The organism is Spirosoma sp. 48-14, from assembly GCF_001898575.1.
Lineage (GTDB): Bacteria > Bacteroidota > Bacteroidia > Cytophagales > Spirosomataceae > Spirosoma.
The window spans coordinates 89871-106335 of record NZ_MKUD01000025.1; the positions used below are offsets into that span (position 1 = coordinate 89871).

Below are 16465 nucleotides of genomic sequence, written 5' to 3' on the forward strand. Positions count from 1 at the left end.
AATCAGTGAAGAATAAGGCCATCAGGCGGCATCCGAATTCCCATCCGGCCACCATTAGCCCAAAGAGAGCTAACAGTGACCATAAGGAAAAGGACACGAATTTGCGCTTCGGGATTGCGTTCATAGTGTCTATTGTTGTTTTAAGGTGGCTAGATAAGGCGTGAGCCAGTTGGCAATGAATTTGATTTCGGATTTCCTCCGGCGGTTGATGTAGCAGCCGTATTTGGTGCCTCGGCCTGCCGATGTGTTGAAGCCGATAAGCGTTACATAGTCGTCGTCGGAGTCCCACACATCACTCACTAAGCCCTCGATGTGGCTGGTGTAAATGCTCACGGCATCCATTCGGCGGGGCATGATCCCCAGCCGCTGGTTACCTCGCTGATTGTGGCGGTAGATGATCTTAGCCGATACCGAGAAATAACTGCTTACCGCTCCCAACGCTTTGATGGGCAACTTAACCCCGTTCACCCGGTGGGCATAGTAGAAGCCACTGGCGCAATAGGCCGACCGGATCGGTAAGCCATTATAGCGGTTAATCCGGGCTATCCAAGGGGCATCGTTCTGGTTGGAAATTTCCACCATGCCCACAAAAACGGCAGCACTATCCAGGATGGCCTGGCGTAGTCGGGTTTCGTCCAGGGTAATCGGTTTGGCGGGATAACTGGCCTTTTTGTCGGGCCCCTTACTTACGGTTTGACCCCGTGCGACAAGGCAGAATGTAAGATAAATAAGGCCACAAAGGCCAGCGTAATGAGACATCGTTGATAGGGTGTTAGATCCTCGAAAAACTCGGTAAAGAAATCTTTGCGGCTCCGAATGAAGGGCAGCATATACAGCCCAACGAAGGGAACCAGGATTAACAGTTTGAACAGCCCTACCGGCAAATCCCAAAACTCCACGTACTTCTCAAAAAAGAACTTCTGGTTGCTCGTTAAGTCATAAGCGTTCATTTGCTGCTCAACGGGCAGGCTCTTGTTTAACTCGTTGATGTGCTTGCCAATGCTGTCGAAATTGGTGCTGGCCCAAAAGATGGCTACCCCTAATAGTACGGTCTGGATCACGGCCCCCAGCCGGTGGCGGAACAGGCCGTGGACTTTCTGGAGGGTGGTGGGCTCGGGGCTGTCGTCGGCAGAATCTTCGATGGCCAGGCCCAACTCACGGGCCACTTGTACGGCCTGTTTATCGGCATCCAAAGCCCATTGAACGTACATCTTTTTGCTGGCTTCGTCGGTCTCTTTGGCGGCTGTGGCCCGGAACCCTGCTGCATCCTCCCGGAGTCCATTATACGCGTCTAGTTTTCGCTGACGTTCGGCTTCTTCGGCCAACAGTCGTTTCTGTTCCAGTTCGTGCTCCTGCTGGGCAATCTGGTCTTTTAAGGTCTGGATGCGTTGGGCCTCCTGGTCGAATTCGGTTAACACGGTACTGTTGTCGTTGTTTACTGCTGTTTGCATGGGGTATGAATTGTTAAAGAATAACGAGGGATTGATGGGTAAAATCGGGCTCGGCGCTGTCGGTATCGGTGGCCAGGTTCGCCTGGTAATAGCCCGGCCATTGGCTGGCCGTAGCGGTCTCTTTCAGAAAGGCCTGGAGCTGTGCCAGGTAAAACTGACCGTCTAGATAGAGCTGCCGTTTTTGGTTGTTTTTACTGTCGCTGTTGGGGGCCACCTCCTCCAGTGTACCATCTTTGCTTCGTCGCTCGGTGATACCCGTCGTATCCAGCGTAAGGGGCAAATACGGGTAAGCTTCATAGAGGGCCATGTGAGCCAGCGCGGGCCGGATCGTCTCCAGTAGCGTTTGCTCGGCATCGGTCAGCGTGTAGGCCGGATTGCTCCATTTGGCTTTTTGGTCGGTGTAAACCGATTCGGTCAGCATGGGCTTAATGTACACCTGTTCGGCCCGGAGGATGTAGGTAACAAGTTGGTCGAACAAGCGGCTTTTACGCCCCAAAGTCGGGATATATTGGGCCAATTCACTAGCCGAACGAATCCAGATCCGTTGTCGCTTTTTGTAGGCCGTGGAGGTAGTCCAGGCCATGGGCCGGGTTTGTTCAACAGTCTGCCAAAAGTTCTCCAGGGCCAAATCCAGCATGGCCAGGTTAGCCTCCCGGCTGTCTACGTACTCCCATTTGGCCACGGCTACCGTATTCTGGGAGTTAACTTTTTGCAAACCCAAATCGCCCGCCCTCAGCTTCAAATGCGGAAACGCCAGCTCGTAAGCTTTCCAGCTCATGCAGGATTGAGCCAGGTAGAGCAAATCGGCATCAGGGGTGCCCGCTTGTGGATTCTGGAGACCAGTCAGGTAAGTCAGTAACTCCTGGCCTACCTGGTCACGAAACCACCGCTCAGCAAACACCACAAAGGGCTCTACCGTTTCAAACTTAAGCGCGGCCTGGAGGCCTCCAATGTGGGCTTTTAAACTCTCTTTGGTCAACATGAATTATTGAGCGTTTGAGTGATTGAGTGAATGGTCGAAGTGAAAAAACGCTCAATCACTCATTGATTATGATTTATCACCGCTTGCTTGCCGGTAGGGTTGGTATCCAGGGTGGTTAGCTGTACCTCTTTGAAGGCGGGTACAATAGTTTTGTAGCCCATGATTCGGAGCGCCATCTGGATCGGCTCCAGTAGAATCTGACGTTGTACGGGCGTTCGAAAGTGCTGCTGGTAATCGGCTACGGTGCGTACCTGGCTCCCCGAATCGCCCGATTTTGAACCGGGAGTTACCCCACCCAATACCGGCAAAATGCCCACGGCGTTGGTGATGGAAATATTGGCCATTTCCCAAACCTTATTGTAGGCATCGTCCGACATTTCGTTTTTGAGCGGCACCACATCGATACTATCCATGCTCTTGCCATCGTCGCCCCGCAGGTAGCGCACCAGTAGCGATTTATTGACATTGTCCACCCCCGAAAGCCAGTTTTTGAGATTCTCCCCAAACTGTGCCCACTTCTTCTGGATCGCTTTGGGCTCCAAATCTTTGCCGCCTTCCTTGTCGAAATAATCTTTGGGCATCTTAATGACGTACTTGATGTTGTAGCCATTTTGAAGCCCCGATTTGTGAAACAGCGGAATAAGATTGGCCACTTCGATCCAGTCGCGGGAACACCACCAGGAGGGGAACGCATAGAACGGATTACCTGAAATGTGCTCACGGGAATGGTAGATGCTCACCACGTTTTTGGTCGGGTTCACCCGGTCGAAGGCCGCTATTGTTTCGCTCCGTTCGCGCTGGCCCCAGCTTTCTCCGAAGGTCGGATTTTGCAGGTAACAGGGGACTTTGTTGCTCACAGGTTTGCCGATCCGGGTAGTAAACCCATCCGAAATGGAGAGCAAGGGCAAGCCATCAGGCGTAAATTCGAAGCGGGTAAAGTGATTGGCATTGGTCACCCGTTCGTTGATGGCCGCAATGGCATACCGGGCCAGCTCGGTCTGGTACACCCAATCGGTTAGCTTGTTGTCTTCGTAGGGCTCCAGATGGGTAGTTTTGCCCTCAATGACTTTGGTAAAAAAGCCAATACCCGATCCATAGATCATGTCGCGGGTGGCTTCCAGCAAGGGCCGAACCTGGTTATTTTGTTCCAGGAGTTTGGCCATTCGGTTAGGCTGGTTGTCCTGAGCGCCCCAGGGAATGTGGTCTAGCCCGGCCTGCTGAGACAATAGCAGGCCAGACCCAAACACCTGGTCGCGGCCATCCACGAGTTGCAAAACGGCTCCATTTTTGTCGCTGGGTATTATAAACGCGTTGTCGGCTATTTGCTCCATATTAGTAGGTATGTACTACCCGTAGGCCGTTGTAGTGAGTGATTAGATCGATGCAAATCTCAAAGGGCTTATTGCCCGCGTCCACGTTCTCCAGTAGCAGCACATGGTTTAAATTGATGTTGCCCCGGTAGCCTCGGTCGCCAGGTAAGTTTTTGGAGCACTTACGCACCGCAGCTTTATGGCCCACCGTACTGTCTTTTTTAACATAGGTCAGGCTAAACACGTGGTTCTTTCCGCCTTCCAGCGTGTCCTGGTGAATTTCGGCAAACATGGCCCGCCTGGTAATCGACTTAGCTGCCATACTGTAAGCGTTTGCTGGCCGATACCTCAGACTCAAGAACCCGGTAATAGTGGCCACTGCAAAGGGTGATGTGGCATATCGAATCGGCGGCTTTCATATCGGCCTCCACAGTGGCAACATAGTCCGGGTTGATGTTCACGGCTCGGGTTGGCCCGTCCGAATCGGTTAAAAACTTAATTAGTCGAAGTGCCATCGATGTTGGGTTTCGATTGATCGTTGTTTACAGACTCAAAATTGCCTCCCTTAGCCAGCGCCTGAAAGGACGGTTTTTGAGCAACAAAAAAGCCACGGATGGCCGTGGCTTATGAACTCGTTAGATCGATGCAGCTATTTACCTTTCGGCTCAATGTCATTGAAATCGTACTTAAATCGACGGGGTTGCCCTATATAACTAGGTAGTACCACGAATTGCCCCGTCTTAGTGTCCAGAATAATACTTTCCCGTTCGCTGGCCACGGCTTGAAACCGGCGCGTATCGAGAATGCCGGGTTCTGGTTGGCCCGAAGGGGTGAAATTAGCGAGTAAGAGGATGCCCGTTAGCGTAAGCGCACCCAGAAAGAACGAACGTAAATCGATTGAAAATTGAATAGTTTTCATAGCTGACGAATTAGAAGTAAGGGAAAACACAAAGCTATTCAGATGATAACAATCTGGTATGTTAAATTTTTGCTAGGGTACTATTCCTTTAATCTTACCCGCTACGTATAATGTAACAGCAAGCCGCATGGCCCATACTTCCAGTTTGGCCTGCCTGGTTTTTAGGGTCTGTTCTCCGAGTTGCTGTTTTGTGCCAGTAAGCTCAGTAGAAAGTTTGCCATTTGCCTGCTGGCACTTCTCCAGGTCTTGCGCCTGGCGCTGACTCTTGCTCTCATACTCGGAAAGTTTGGCTTTATAGATCACCTCGCGCTTAATAGCCCAATCGCCCCGAATCAGATCCAACTCTATTTTTTGGGCGTGGCTGATAAAGTCCACGGCAGTAGCCAGACTATCCTTACTTTTTGTAGCGGGTAAGGATTGCCCGCATAGCTTCGAGTTGGCTATGACTAGCAGCAGAATCCAAAGCCGCCTTTTCTTTAAGTCGGTCATTTTCGTTTTGGAGAGAATGAATTTGATTGTTTTTGTCGGCAACGACGGTGCTCCAGCGTACCGAGTCGCGGAAAGATTGAGCGCTGGCATTCTCGCGCAGGAGTTCAGCCCGTTCATCCTGACAGGCCTGGAGCTGAGTGTGGCCCGTAAATCGGCTAATGAGCCAGGTAACAGCAATGCCGATGCCCACTGCCACCAGTTCCCAAACAAAGCGGCCTGTGTTGCCTTTGATGAATTGCCAGATGGTTCTGAAAATTTGTTGCATGGTCCAAAGCTCATTACTAGCCAGGCCAGCCAAAAGGACATAAAAAATCCCCAAATAGGTATCCGGGGATTTTTTAAAGTCCTTTCCACTAATCTTTATTACTCATCTTTTTCCATACCTTCAATTTCTTCAAATAAAGCATAAGTTTTATCCTCACCTTTACATATTTCCTCTCTTAACATAGTCACTGGCCTATAATAACCTTTGCTCATTTTAATAAAAAAACTATTTTTTGAATCGTGGAAAACGAAACACTTTTCAAGAATATAACCGTAACTTCTAATAAATGTGATCATTAAAGCTCTCACAAGCTTCTTATCAATTTTATTTTGAAAATATAATCTTGCAATAGCGTTAAGTAAGTCATATACGGCTTCGTAAGTATAATAATCTTGCTGCTTAGTTTCATACAGCCTCTTCAATTCGATACGACGTATATCAGCTCTTTCTTCACGTAAAACTTGCCAAAACCTCTGTCTAGAATTAAGCATATATTCCGTATTCCAGTACTCATATATTTTAAAAAAAGTAGATCTACGCTCAGATTTCACATTAAATCTAATTGGAAAATATATAGCAAGTATTGATATAAAAACTGCAAAAAAGGCAATATTCGTAGCACTACCTATACCTTCATCGATTGCCTTAAATTTCAAATACTCTCCCTTTAACTGTTTAATATACAATACCGTGTCTTTACCATTATGGATTTTAATCTGATTAGAGTTTTTCGAAATATGCATTTTGGGCAATGTCTTTATAGCAATATTCTTGCTTTCCTTATGCCTTTGTGCTAGAACAACAAGAAACAACAATGAGAGCAAAAGGCTTAAATAATATTTTTTCATTTTAAATATTTGCAAAGTGCCCATAGTATTGAATTTATGTTAAGATGGATTTATGGATATAAGTTTAATAGCATATGCATGACTAAGATAATAAATATCCAACTAAATTATATCTTATTTTCAATTACTTGTTTACACTTTCTTAAGTAACTGTTTCCCTCTCTAATTAAATTTCCTATAACATATATCATACATAGTAGATCAATCTGGCCGGTCTTGTCTGTCGAGCAAGTTTTTTTGGGCACCATCCCATTCATATTTCTCTATGATAGCCTCAGAAGTAAACTTATTTAAGCTCTTCTTTTGTTTTAAGAGCTTTCAATACGGCAAAAGCTTCCAGCCTTATGTGGGAGCAATCTGTTTATGTGGCTTCGCTTTGCGATCAGAACCGGCTGGCGGTACTTTTTTGGAACCGTCTTTATTATATCCTTTGGGCATGGCGTTACCGTTTGTTTTACCAGTGAATTGAGAAAAGAAAAGCCTGGTTTATGACCAGGCTCTACGAGTTTAAACTGTATCGTCTAAACCAGCTTTTTTTCGTTCGTATTCTCCCAGTTCAACCTGGAGCGGGATTTTCTCCCATTTGTATCGCTCGTTTAGGCGTTCTACCATATGCCACATAACCAGCTCGAAACAGTCTGTATAGCTGATAAAATCCCCTTTTCGGATTAGTTGAGCGGCTATATAAATAAGGCTATAGGGATGGCGTAAGAGCTTTTTTTGCGACTTTAACACCACATTATGGCAAACCTTTCCAATGTTGATTTCTGGCCCTTTAAAATCACATTTATAGTAAAGGGTGGGAATCATGTGCATTTCTGGCTTGGGCTGCTGATCTACGCCTGGCGACCTCATGAACCATCTTGATGGCTCTGGAAAAGTGTTCAGGTATTTTTCTAAAGTGATAGTGATAGTTTCCATAGTTAGGATTGTGGTTAATGGTTTCTGCGGAGTTTGGTGGAAATTTTACCCGCTACTTGTAAAGCTGTGATTGGGCTATTCAGGAGGCCAGACTGCTCTAATTCGGCTACTCGTTGCGCTCGAAAACGTCGGCATTGTTGGCAGCGGCAATGTTGCAGACTAATAGCAGTAGGATGGCGTAAGGGAATAATCAGGCTGTCCTGGATTTCCTGATAATCCTGGATTTGCTCCTCGGATAATTCGGTTAAGTACATACCGTTAGCTGTTGTGTTTGGGCAAGTTTCGTCTGGAGTTGAAATATGATTTCTTGCTGTTCCTTGCAGTAGTCCACCAGGCGGGTTAAACTCTCTTTGATGCCGGTAGCCTGTTGGCTATTTATTGTGCCTTTTAAAAATCCGGCTTCAATGCATCGGGTAATATTGCCCGTTGCAGCCAAATCCATTCTGAGCGCCTGGAGCTCTCGGGTACTTGGTGCGATAACAGTAAGATTATTGGTCATAGTGAGCATATTTTGAAGGCCGTTCCATCGATGCAAATGCATTGAAAGACTGATCTAGAAGATAAAAAACAGGGCTTAGCACGAAGGCGAGAACAACGATTGAACAGATTGCTACGGCAAACCAGCACAGAAACAGTATGCCTAAAGCAACAATAAACGGAGTAAGCAAAAGGGTTTTAATCATAAGTATGGTAGGGTAAGTATTGGGGTTGTAATCCGCTGTTCACTAGCGTTCTGGTAAGTTCATTTAGTAGTTCCTGGAGGGCATCCGAGAGTGGCAACCGCTGTAGTGTTTGCCACATGGCCACGGCTACAGATAGCGGTAGATTTAGGGTGTAGGGCTTCTGGTTGGTACGAAAGCGCCAGGTGGTAATCTGCTGGTTGGTAATTCTTCCGCGCCATTCAACTAAAATCAACTCCTCCAGGCTTAAGTCATTCAGGGCAGTTAAGGTGCTGTAATGGGTAGGCGGTTTAATGAGTTGAAGTAATCCGGCCATACCGTCCTTATAGACCTTTAGGCTTATTTTCTCCATCGCTTGTTTTGGGTAGAGCAAAAAAAGATCGTGTCTCTAGTCGGTCTTTTCGGCATCTGGTGGCTGACTTTGAGCTATCTGGATTAATTCGTCTACATCTTTTAGCAGCTTTTCCAGGGTTTTCCGTTCGTCATCAACACCATGAAGTGCTGCCGCCCAATAGCCAGCCGAAAACTCACTATCTGCTGCTTTCTTCTTTGCTTCGATGGATATTTTTGTGTTAAGTAGGTGTCTTATCTGGGATTCAATCGTGATTTTTAAAATGGCTAATGAGCTCATAAATTTGTTTCGTTTAGAATTGATTTAAAATGACTTAGCCTTGTGGTTTGCTTTGGCAGAGCAAAAAAAAGATCGCTTTATCCTTGTCTTTAGTGAGCGTTAGATGGCTGATTTACGGTTACTGGCCTTTACATCCCCCGCCTAAAATGGGTATTCATGTTGTTGACGGCCTGTTTCGCCCGTTTAGCGGCTTCTTCGTTATCAAGGTCGATGTGAGCGCCTGGCGGTGTCATGTCGGGCGTTTGATGCTGGCGGGCTGGCTGTTGGTAGTTGGCTGGCTCTGGCCGATAAACCAACGGTGTGGGCATGGCTGGCGATTTTACATACACCTCTTTGCAGGTTCTCCACCAGGCCTCAACTCGTGCGTATGGATAGCGCTTTATAAGCTCCTTGCAGTGTTCCACCAGTAAGTCCTCCGTTGGAAAACGTTGGGTACTAAACTTAAAATCAAGGGCTTCTACATCTCTCACCGACTCTCTGGGAGGCAATAACTTAATTGGGTCGAAGGGTTGGCCTGATAGTTTAGCATCGTACAGCCGCTGTAAATAGTTGAGAGTAGCCAGGTCTAGCTGGAGTTCATTGTGGGCGACAAAATGGGTTGGGTACATTTCCAGCAAAAGCCTATCTTCATTTTTGTGCTGGAGTATTCCGGCCCGTCGAAACCAAAGCATTTGATAGGTTTTGTCCAGGTAGCCATTATAACAGATACGGGCCACACAATCCTGAAAAAGCGCTTGTTTGTCGTGTTTTTCGGCCTGGTTACGACTCTTAGAATAACCGTCGAAGGTATAGGCCTTTTCGCCCTTTAGGTAGAGTTCCCAGCGATAAGTAGAGTTTTCCCGGTCTCCTACGAATTTCCGTTTGGCACGTTCCTGTGAGTTGATTTGAGAATACATTGATTTTCAGATGGTTTTGGAATTGATTTAATAGCGTGGAACCCGTCCCCCCCCTTCCAGTTATTCGGTTAAGAGTGCTATACGCTTTTTTGAGGGTTATTCTAAAAGTTATACGAGTTAGTCTAAAAGTTAAGTCTATGTTTAACAGATAGTTAACTCTGGGTTTAACTGCAAACCGATCAAAAAAAGATGCCAAATTGGCATAGTTCTACCGCCCAGCCTGATTGGCTGATTTTTTGAAAATTTCAAAAGTGGTTTGGCCTGATGCACCAGGCCCGTTTGCAAATGAACGGTAAGGGGTATACGTTTTGATTCAGATGGATAAGTTGAGTTTTACGGCCCGATTCGTGCCAGGCCGTAAAGACTAAATCCAAATTCCTAAACCATTAACTTTCTGGAATCCCTTTCCATAGCTGATGGGGAGGAGTCGAACCTACCTAACTCCTGGCAACTGCCAAGTGTCGCTCACCTGTTGAGCGTCCCACCCTGCCCTTTTTTAGAGTGATAGCGCACTCAGTTGGTTGTCCTACGCGGCTGTAGCAATCTTGCCAGCAAATTCTGGTTTGGCCTTTGCCCGTAGCATAACGTATTTTAAGCGAGCGGCCTGAATTTGCGCCTGGAGTATTGGCTTTAGCCGATTGTCATTTTCAACCCGTGCCAGGAGTCTATCAAACTCTTCCTTTGCCTGTTCAAAATCGACGTTTATCTGATCAATGGGCATAGTGGTAACATGGTCGTTGGTTAGGACGTGCATAAAATTTGGCCGAAAAATGGTTTATAAAAGATGGCTTCTAAAGGACGGATTTATCCTACTGGGGGAATAGTATTTGATCGTATATCCTCCCAGGTAAAGCCAAAAAACTCAACAAATTGCTCTAATATGTAATAGGGCAAAACCCTCATATCAATCTCTACCTCATTCTTAGCCTCTTTACCCAAGATTGACCGTTTAAAATAGGTTAAACAGTCTGCTTTAGTGTGAAACCTAGCCGCCAATACTCCATTCATGGCCAGGCACCTCTCCCTATCCTGAGTTTCCAGCCGCTTATAATGGGCATTCAAGGTGCTCATTGAAAAAAATGACCGTTTACAAAGATATTTCTATGTTTTTACAGTGATTGTAACAATATTTGTCCATTCACTGTTAAACTGACGCACAATGTTAGATATATATTTCTAATTATTAAACATAAATATTTATTATTTTTTCGAATCTTATGATAACATACTGTCTTTCAGACTTTTAAAATTCTAAATTCAATATATACCTAGGGACAATAAATTATCCATATTTCAAAAATATGTGACAAATACTTTCAAACACATTAGCTTAAAGAGAGAATAGACAAGAAACTCAATATAATGACCGTAAATCAATGAAAGAAACAGCAAAACGATTAGAGGAGGTTTTAGACCTTTTAAAGCTTAACAAAAATGCTTTCGCTCGTGAAATTGGTGTCTCATCTACTGTCATAAATGGTATTGTCAGTGGGATGCACAATCCAGGCCCTAAAGTACTAGGTGCAATAAACAGTCGGTTTCCCGAAATTAATACTGATTGGATTTCTAATGGAATAGGTCAAATACAACGCTCAGAAGGTAGTACTAAGCCAACAGATAATGAATCCTTCGGCAATCAAGTGATAGAACGCCTTTTAGATGAATTTACAAAGCTTCGGGAACAGTTATCAATAAAAGATAGGCAATTAGAAGCAGCAGACAAACGTGCTGAGGGATTGCAACGTACTATTGACGCCTTATTGAATCGCCCATTAACATCTACAGGAAATTTTCCTAACGACGTAGCTGCTGGCCGGTCTGTTGTGCGTATACATCCTGCCGTTCAGCAGGTAGGGTTAGTTGCTTAAAAAAGGGAAACTTCCCTTTTTTTGCTCGATTCGCGGTTACAGATGCGGTTACGTCGAAATCGTCACAAAGTTGAGTACTGCGTGGCGCGGTCATAATCAGTAAGTTAAGAAGAATTTCAGGGAGGGGGTTCTAATGCCTCTCTCTCTGCTCAACAAAAACTAAAGCACTCATAATCAACGATTTGAGTGCTTTTTTTATTTATCTATGTATCCGAATTTGTATCCTATATCTTAATCTACTGTGTATACGACAGGAAATAATGTTGCAAATTTCCTTAAGTCTGAAAAGGAATTTTCGGATAAAATATTAAAAGACTTAAGATATAATTTTAATAAAAGCATGTTAAAGAGACAATTGAAGACCGTTTAAATCTTGAATTAAAATTTTATACAGAAAAAATCTATTTTGCCGACACAAAAAAAGAAATTCAAAATCGAATAACTAATATCAAAATTAGTTTAACAAAGAATCACTATGCTACATATTATAAATTAATTAACAACTACTTTGAATACATAATATTTGACAAAAATACTTACAAGTTCAACCTCAATAAAGTATTTGAAAAAACATCAAATGATGACATCAATTCTGTTATAACAGAATTAACTAAGTCTATTTTTCAAGAAAATTTAATTTTCACCATTAATCAAGTTAATTATTTATTACGCTTAGAGAAGGTTTATCCATCAAATAAAAAACTTCAGACAATTAAATATATCACAAAAAAGTTTATATTATTTTCAAAAAAACAAATAAATCATACAATTCCAATAATTATTGCATTTACTATACTACTTATTTTCTATTTCGGCTTATTTAATTTAACATTTCAATCTACAACTCAGCAAACTGTCTCACTTGCACTTTTAAGTGCTGTCGCTACTTTTGCTGGGTTCGCAGTTGTTTTCATTCAACTTTCATTCGATAATTACAAAAAATACTACGGTGCATATTCCAAAATCTTACTTTTCAAGTCATTAGGTCAAGAAATAATAGTTCTGTTTTGCCTAAATATTATATTAGATTTACTTACAGCTGTCGTACAGGAAAAACCTAATTATACATTTTCAAATAATAATATTTTACCTATTCAGAAATATTTATTCCTTTTAAGTTTATCTTTTTTTATATACTTCTTAATTTTATTACTACACAAAATAAAATATATATTCGCCTATTCTTTATCAAACAATGATTTACAGGAAACAATAAAGTCTACCAATTTAATACACATAAAAGATAACATTAAGTATTCAAAAGATTACAATCAAACTTATTTAATCCTTAAAAGCTTTGAAGAAAATACTATAGAAATTACTATCGAAATCCTATTAAATTATATTAATCAGAATAATCACAAAACCGCAGAAATAATTCTTGTAGATTTAACAAAGCATTTTCAGAAACTTATTGAAAATAACTGTTCAAGCGATGACAATACAAACGTTTCAGAAATCAGTATAGTCTATTGCAAAATAATGCATAAAGTTATTGAATCAATTTATAGTGACCAACATAGTGAATTAATAAGCCCATTTTTCGAGAATTTAAAATCATTTAATTATACAGCATCTGTTTATAATTGTAACATGATTGCAGTAAAGAATCTTTTGAAACTTATTAATTCAACTCAAAACTTAATAAATAAAGGAAACAATATAAATAATATTATTGAAGGAATCGATTGTTTCAAGGAAATCGCATTTTCACATATATCATACAATGCCCCATCGTGGAATGACGTACAGTCAGGTTCAATAGCTTTAAATAGAACAAGAGGGCATATTTTTTATTCGACTAGACAATATCTTGATATATTATGGAATTTTAACATAAATGTTTTTTATGATATTGTTTATAAAGAAATAACTAAAGAAAAGGATATATCTCTTGATATTTCATATCGTATTATAACAATATATAAAGATTTTTTACATAAAAATATCAGCCATAATTCTAAAAAAATTTTAAGATACTATTATATTAAAAATATATCTTCAATTAATACTAGCCTATATAAACTATTATATAATAAATTAATAGAAAAAGACATTAATATTGACTTAAATCTACATGACATATATCCTTTTAGTCCATTTAATATATTTATACTTGATAGCTCTATTAAATATGAAGATCCAGAAATTTCAAGTTTATTATTAAATGACTATTTACACTGGTGCGACTTTGTGATAGAAAACTATAAGTATTCTGAGTTCACATCAATTTTAATTGGTGAGGTTATAGGATTACTCCATAGTTTATTAATACATTTAGATGAACTTAATAACATACAAGAGCAAACTCAGGAGACGAATTCAACTAAAGAGAGACTAACTCAAATTACTAATGGTATAATTGATCACTTTCAGGAATTCAATTTCTCTAACAATATTAAAGACAGAAGCATAATAAGTGTTATAAATAGTCGATTTTGGAGCTTCAAAGAACTTGACTTAAAAAACATCAAATCGGTCGACAGTCTGTTCATAAACAAAATTGAACAAATAATTTCTAATACAGTTTGGGCGAATACTTATGAAAACACCCCACTCAATAACCAAAGTAAAATCCCAAAGAATTATTTTTTAGACTTTACTCTAAAAATGATTAGTATACTTTTCAGGTAATTAAAAAGAAATGACGTTAGCTTTAATTCGCTAACGTCATTTCTTTTTAATTACTATTTCTCCTTTTCCGCCTAGAAGCCTTCGCACATCGATAACAGCAGAAAGCTGAATCCATTCGAATGCTTTCGTACTTCGAGTTACAGTGTAAACACACCTTCTGATAATAGACCCGATCTCGTCGGCGCTCGGCCCGGATTTACTTGAAATTGCGGACTGGTTTGGGGTTCTCTTCTGTATGCATGGTTGGGATAGGTTTGTTAAAAATTGGATTCGATAATTCTCCGAAAAGGCTTCAATAGGCCTTCGATAGTCTGGCGAAAGATTGGAGCTTCTAATTGAATTGGTCAATAAAAAACCACGGCTGGTGAACCGTGGCTTTTACAAGAGTAGAATCGAGTCGGTTACTTGGCTTTTGGCTCCAGTTCGTCGAAATTGAACTTTGTACGCAGCCCTTTTCCGGGACCATACACCAGGATGTATTGCCCGGTTTGGGTATCCAGAATAATAGATCCCTGTTCACCCGTAGCGGCCTGGTAGCGTCGGTTCTCGTTCAAGGCCCGTTCACTCGGGCTATGTCCAGACGGTTTGAAATTAGTCAGCAGCAGGACGCCGGTCAGGGTGAGGGCACCCAGAAAAAACGAACGTAGGTCAATGGAGAAATGAATCGTTTTCATCGTTGAACGATTAGTTTATGTATGATTGGATAAGGTAAAATGCCGTTGTGTTTACCCACCACCTACTCAGTATCTGTCGGGGCAGCTTGGTACGGGGCCGCTAAACGCCTAGATTTACAATGTGCTACGCCCTGACGGGCTGGGTTCGTACGTGTTACTGGATAAACTATACGCCAATTGAGGACTAAGCTGATTGTTCTTTTTGCGCTGGTTGGGCTGATGGCCTGTCAACCCGACGACAAACTTACTGGAGTCGCTGCGGGAGCGGCTGGCCGGTATATCGTAACAGCTTACATCGACGGTGGCGACACCCTATTTTCATTAGTACCCGGCTCAACGGGGTATAAACCCGGCATCAACAAGCTGGACATCAGCAACTTCACCGTAGAACTTACCATCACCGATTCCGATCAGCTTGCCCTGACAACTGCTTATTGGCGGAACGGCATCCAATCGACTGTCAGCAAAGCGGTTAGGGTCCAGCTAGGCAACTCCGATTATCGGTTTTCGCTTTCAGACACCAGCACGATCCCATTTTATGAAGGGCGGGTCAGCCGATTTTCCGGGCTTTTTTACGAGCGTATGGTTGGTGGTGGATTCCGCATTCCCCTGGCTGGCTCCTCCCCTCCATCGCCTTCCCCTTCACAGGATATTATCATCATAGCCCAACCCGGTCGGTAATGCGGGTTCGGTTCCTGTGGTCAGGGCTTTGTGCAGGTATAGTTCAGCTAAACGAGTACGAACGGGGAGGTACCGTCCAGTTGCCTTTTTTCACCAGTCAGTGTATACCGTTGCCGCTTACAAACAACTTATTCGGGCAATCCAACGGGATTTGTACTTTCAACCTGATTTCTGAATCGATCCTATGACGCTCCTGCGAGTCTTTCAACTGTTCAGCTTTCTGGTTTTTTCGGCTCTTTTTCTGGAGAGCCTGTACTGGCTACTCAATCAGCCCAGCGACCTCCTGCTCATCGTAGCAGGTTTACTGATTGCGATCTACATCTGGATCAGCCTTAAAACGCGCTGCTTTACTAAATCCCCTTTCAAACCATGATCAAAAAACTTACACTTGCCGCTATTCTCCTTGTCGTTATCGTTCTGTTTCTGGCCAACTCCTGCACAACGGTCGATGCCAGCCACGAAGGGATCAAGGTCAGCAAAATTGGCTCCGACCGGGGTGCTTCCGACATCGAGAATGTTACGGGCTGGATCTTCTACAACCCCTTCACATCCTTTATCGAGCAATACCCGACCTTCACCCAGACCAAGGATTTCGACCCGTTCAACGTCAGTGCCAAAGGGGGAACCCTCTTCAAGATCGACCCAACCCTGAATTATCATCTGGTTAAAGGACAGGGCGCCAATGTGTATCGCAAATACCGCAAGGAACTACCCGATATTGAAAATAATATCCTGCGTACCATTGTCTACAACTCCTACCGCGATGTTGCCAATGCTTTCTCCCCTGATTCGCTGGTCAATAACCGGGTGGGGTTTGAAGAGCAGGTTGAAGCCAAATTGCGGAAAGCCTTATCGGACGATGGGTTCGCCTTTGAAAACATCACCTCCAACCTAACGCCCCCTGAGTCGTTACAGGCCATGATCGACGCCAAAAATACGGCCGTACAAAATGCTTTACGGCTCCAGAATCAGATAGCGGCCGAAAAAGCGTCGGCCGAAATCGCCGTTACCAAAGCCAATGGGATTGCCCGCGCAAAAATTATTGAGGCTGAAGCCGAAGCGCGTGCCAACGAGCTAAAGCAGAAAACCCTTACTCCGCTGCTGGTGCAGCAGGAGTGGATCAAGAAATGGAACGGCCAGTTGCCTACCACACAACTTGGCTCGGGCACGTCGACCCTGATCCAACTGCCAACCAAATAACCCCTACCCAACTGAT

The 16465-nt window shown here is 43.2% G+C and carries 23 protein-coding genes; 5 read left to right on the forward strand and 18 right to left on the reverse strand.

The features are described from left to right. Positions 1 to 129 precede the first annotated feature (129 nt). The 17 genes from BGO59_RS15160 to BGO59_RS15240 all read right to left on the reverse strand — a co-directional run bounded on the left by BGO59_RS15160 (position 130) and on the right by BGO59_RS15240 (position 10146). The gene (locus BGO59_RS15160) at positions 130 to 759 is read right to left on the reverse strand and encodes a hypothetical protein (protein WP_293684467.1); all 630 of its coding nucleotides are present in this window, start codon (positions 757 to 759) and stop codon (positions 130 to 132) included. Beyond that, positions 687 to 1451 carry a hypothetical protein gene (locus tag BGO59_RS15165; protein WP_293684468.1) on the reverse strand — a complete coding sequence of 255 codons (765 nt, stop codon included), beginning with the start codon at positions 1449 to 1451 and terminating at the stop codon, positions 687 to 689. The genes BGO59_RS15160 and BGO59_RS15165 overlap by 73 nt, the downstream gene beginning before the upstream one ends. Before the next feature lie 13 nt (positions 1452 to 1464). Next, entirely contained in the window at positions 1465 to 2433 is a 969-nt protein-coding gene (locus BGO59_RS15170) for a DUF6712 family protein (RefSeq protein ID WP_293684469.1), read from the reverse strand. Positions 2434 to 2492: 59 nt separating this feature from the next. Then, a complete protein-coding gene (locus BGO59_RS15175; protein ID WP_293684470.1) occupies positions 2493 to 3764 on the reverse strand; it encodes a hypothetical protein in 1272 nt (423 codons plus the stop codon). A 1-nt stretch (position 3765) separates the two neighbouring features. Then, positions 3766 to 4065 (reverse strand): hypothetical protein, encoded by a 300-nt coding sequence (locus BGO59_RS15180; RefSeq protein WP_293684471.1) that lies wholly within the window; start codon positions 4063 to 4065, stop codon positions 3766 to 3768. Then, the gene (locus BGO59_RS15185; RefSeq protein ID WP_293684472.1) at positions 4055 to 4258 is read right to left on the reverse strand and encodes a hypothetical protein; all 204 of its coding nucleotides are present in this window, start codon (positions 4256 to 4258) and stop codon (positions 4055 to 4057) included. The genes BGO59_RS15180 and BGO59_RS15185 overlap by 11 nt, the downstream gene beginning before the upstream one ends. Before the next feature lie 134 nt (positions 4259 to 4392). Further along, on the reverse strand, positions 4393 to 4662 hold the full coding sequence (locus BGO59_RS15190; protein ID WP_293684473.1) for a hypothetical protein: 270 nt from the start codon (positions 4660 to 4662) through the stop codon (positions 4393 to 4395). A gap of 72 nt (positions 4663 to 4734) precedes the next feature. Continuing rightward, the gene (locus tag BGO59_RS15195; RefSeq protein WP_293684474.1) at positions 4735 to 5037 is read right to left on the reverse strand and encodes a hypothetical protein; all 303 of its coding nucleotides are present in this window, start codon (positions 5035 to 5037) and stop codon (positions 4735 to 4737) included. A 19-nt stretch (positions 5038 to 5056) separates the two neighbouring features. After that, positions 5057 to 5416, reverse strand: a complete 360-nt coding sequence (locus BGO59_RS15200; protein WP_293684475.1) for a hypothetical protein — start codon at positions 5414 to 5416, stop codon at positions 5057 to 5059. Positions 5417 to 5514: 98 nt separating this feature from the next. Continuing rightward, on the reverse strand, positions 5515 to 6264 hold the full coding sequence (locus BGO59_RS15205; RefSeq protein WP_293684476.1) for a hypothetical protein: 750 nt from the start codon (positions 6262 to 6264) through the stop codon (positions 5515 to 5517). A 507-nt stretch (positions 6265 to 6771) separates the two neighbouring features. Beyond that, on the reverse strand, positions 6772 to 7074 hold the full coding sequence (locus tag BGO59_RS15210) for a hypothetical protein (protein ID WP_293684477.1): 303 nt from the start codon (positions 7072 to 7074) through the stop codon (positions 6772 to 6774). A 125-nt stretch (positions 7075 to 7199) separates the two neighbouring features. Then, positions 7200 to 7439 carry a hypothetical protein gene (locus BGO59_RS15215; RefSeq protein ID WP_293684478.1) on the reverse strand — a complete coding sequence of 80 codons (240 nt, stop codon included), beginning with the start codon at positions 7437 to 7439 and terminating at the stop codon, positions 7200 to 7202. Next, entirely contained in the window at positions 7430 to 7684 is a 255-nt protein-coding gene (locus BGO59_RS15220; protein WP_293684479.1) for a hypothetical protein, read from the reverse strand. The genes BGO59_RS15215 and BGO59_RS15220 overlap by 10 nt, the downstream gene beginning before the upstream one ends. 176 nt (positions 7685 to 7860) lie before the next feature. Next, a complete protein-coding gene (locus BGO59_RS15225) occupies positions 7861 to 8217 on the reverse strand; it encodes a hypothetical protein (protein WP_293684480.1) in 357 nt (118 codons plus the stop codon). A 36-nt stretch (positions 8218 to 8253) separates the two neighbouring features. Beyond that, a complete protein-coding gene (locus BGO59_RS15230; protein ID WP_293684481.1) occupies positions 8254 to 8496 on the reverse strand; it encodes a hypothetical protein in 243 nt (80 codons plus the stop codon). Positions 8497 to 8624: 128 nt separating this feature from the next. Beyond that, positions 8625 to 9392 (reverse strand): hypothetical protein, encoded by a 768-nt coding sequence (locus tag BGO59_RS15235; RefSeq protein WP_293684482.1) that lies wholly within the window; start codon positions 9390 to 9392, stop codon positions 8625 to 8627. Positions 9393 to 9918: 526 nt separating this feature from the next. Beyond that, a complete protein-coding gene (locus tag BGO59_RS15240; RefSeq protein ID WP_293684483.1) occupies positions 9919 to 10146 on the reverse strand; it encodes a hypothetical protein in 228 nt (75 codons plus the stop codon). Positions 10147 to 10768: 622 nt separating this feature from the next. Here BGO59_RS15240 and BGO59_RS15245 point away from each other — a divergent pair. Both BGO59_RS15245 and BGO59_RS15250 read left to right on the forward strand, forming a co-directional pair. Further along, positions 10769 to 11260, forward strand: a complete 492-nt coding sequence (locus BGO59_RS15245; protein ID WP_293684484.1) for a helix-turn-helix domain-containing protein — start codon at positions 10769 to 10771, stop codon at positions 11258 to 11260. Positions 11261 to 12742: 1482 nt separating this feature from the next. Beyond that, complete coding sequence (locus BGO59_RS15250) at positions 12743 to 13894, forward strand: hypothetical protein (RefSeq protein ID WP_293684485.1); 1152 nt, start codon at positions 12743 to 12745, stop codon at positions 13892 to 13894. A 401-nt stretch (positions 13895 to 14295) separates the two neighbouring features. Here BGO59_RS15250 and BGO59_RS15255 read toward each other — a convergent pair whose 3' ends face one another. After that, entirely contained in the window at positions 14296 to 14568 is a 273-nt protein-coding gene (locus tag BGO59_RS15255) for a hypothetical protein (RefSeq protein ID WP_293684486.1), read from the reverse strand. A gap of 177 nt (positions 14569 to 14745) precedes the next feature. On the opposite strand from BGO59_RS15255, the gene BGO59_RS15260 reads away from it, so the two are divergent. The 3 genes from BGO59_RS15260 (at position 14746) to BGO59_RS15270 (ending at position 16449) form a co-directional block, all read left to right on the forward strand. Beyond that, positions 14746 to 15249: a hypothetical protein gene (locus tag BGO59_RS15260; protein ID WP_293684487.1), complete on the forward strand. Its 504-nt coding sequence runs from the start codon at positions 14746 to 14748 to the stop codon at positions 15247 to 15249. A gap of 184 nt (positions 15250 to 15433) precedes the next feature. Beyond that, the gene (locus BGO59_RS15265) at positions 15434 to 15622 is read left to right on the forward strand and encodes a hypothetical protein (protein ID WP_080056756.1); all 189 of its coding nucleotides are present in this window, start codon (positions 15434 to 15436) and stop codon (positions 15620 to 15622) included. Beyond that, positions 15619 to 16449, forward strand: a complete 831-nt coding sequence (locus tag BGO59_RS15270) for an SPFH domain-containing protein (RefSeq protein ID WP_293684488.1) — start codon at positions 15619 to 15621, stop codon at positions 16447 to 16449. Before BGO59_RS15265 ends, BGO59_RS15270 begins: the two co-directional genes overlap by 4 nt. The last annotated feature ends 16 nt before the right edge of the window (positions 16450 to 16465 follow it).

Coding starts and splice junctions, on each gene's coding strand:
- BGO59_RS15160 (WP_293684467.1), bottom strand. CDS start 759: ATGTCTCATTACGCTGGCCTTTGTGGCCTTATTTATCTTACATTCTGC.
- BGO59_RS15165 (WP_293684468.1), bottom strand. CDS start 1,451: ATGCAAACAGCAGTAAACAACGACAACAGTACCGTGTTAACCGAATTC.
- BGO59_RS15170 (WP_293684469.1), bottom strand. CDS start 2,433: ATGTTGACCAAAGAGAGTTTAAAAGCCCACATTGGAGGCCTCCAGGCC.
- BGO59_RS15175 (WP_293684470.1), bottom strand. CDS start 3,764: ATGGAGCAAATAGCCGACAACGCGTTTATAATACCCAGCGACAAAAAT.
- BGO59_RS15180 (WP_293684471.1), bottom strand. CDS start 4,065: ATGGCAGCTAAGTCGATTACCAGGCGGGCCATGTTTGCCGAAATTCAC.
- BGO59_RS15185 (WP_293684472.1), bottom strand. CDS start 4,258: ATGGCACTTCGACTAATTAAGTTTTTAACCGATTCGGACGGGCCAACC.
- BGO59_RS15190 (WP_293684473.1), bottom strand. CDS start 4,662: ATGAAAACTATTCAATTTTCAATCGATTTACGTTCGTTCTTTCTGGGT.
- BGO59_RS15200 (WP_293684475.1), bottom strand. CDS start 5,416: ATGCAACAAATTTTCAGAACCATCTGGCAATTCATCAAAGGCAACACA.
- BGO59_RS15205 (WP_293684476.1), bottom strand. CDS start 6,264: ATGAAAAAATATTATTTAAGCCTTTTGCTCTCATTGTTGTTTCTTGTT.
- BGO59_RS15210 (WP_293684477.1), bottom strand. CDS start 7,074: ATGATTCCCACCCTTTACTATAAATGTGATTTTAAAGGGCCAGAAATC.
- BGO59_RS15215 (WP_293684478.1), bottom strand. CDS start 7,439: ATGTACTTAACCGAATTATCCGAGGAGCAAATCCAGGATTATCAGGAA.
- BGO59_RS15220 (WP_293684479.1), bottom strand. CDS start 7,684: ATGACCAATAATCTTACTGTTATCGCACCAAGTACCCGAGAGCTCCAG.
- BGO59_RS15225 (WP_293684480.1), bottom strand. CDS start 8,217: ATGGAGAAAATAAGCCTAAAGGTCTATAAGGACGGTATGGCCGGATTA.
- BGO59_RS15230 (WP_293684481.1), bottom strand. CDS start 8,496: ATGAGCTCATTAGCCATTTTAAAAATCACGATTGAATCCCAGATAAGA.
- BGO59_RS15235 (WP_293684482.1), bottom strand. CDS start 9,392: ATGTATTCTCAAATCAACTCACAGGAACGTGCCAAACGGAAATTCGTA.
- BGO59_RS15240 (WP_293684483.1), bottom strand. CDS start 10,146: ATGCACGTCCTAACCAACGACCATGTTACCACTATGCCCATTGATCAG.
- BGO59_RS15245 (WP_293684484.1), top strand. CDS start 10,769: ATGAAAGAAACAGCAAAACGATTAGAGGAGGTTTTAGACCTTTTAAAG.
- BGO59_RS15250 (WP_293684485.1), top strand. CDS start 12,743: ATGCATAAAGTTATTGAATCAATTTATAGTGACCAACATAGTGAATTA.
- BGO59_RS15255 (WP_293684486.1), bottom strand. CDS start 14,568: ATGAAAACGATTCATTTCTCCATTGACCTACGTTCGTTTTTTCTGGGT.
- BGO59_RS15265 (WP_080056756.1), top strand. CDS start 15,434: ATGACGCTCCTGCGAGTCTTTCAACTGTTCAGCTTTCTGGTTTTTTCG.
- BGO59_RS15270 (WP_293684488.1), top strand. CDS start 15,619: ATGATCAAAAAACTTACACTTGCCGCTATTCTCCTTGTCGTTATCGTT.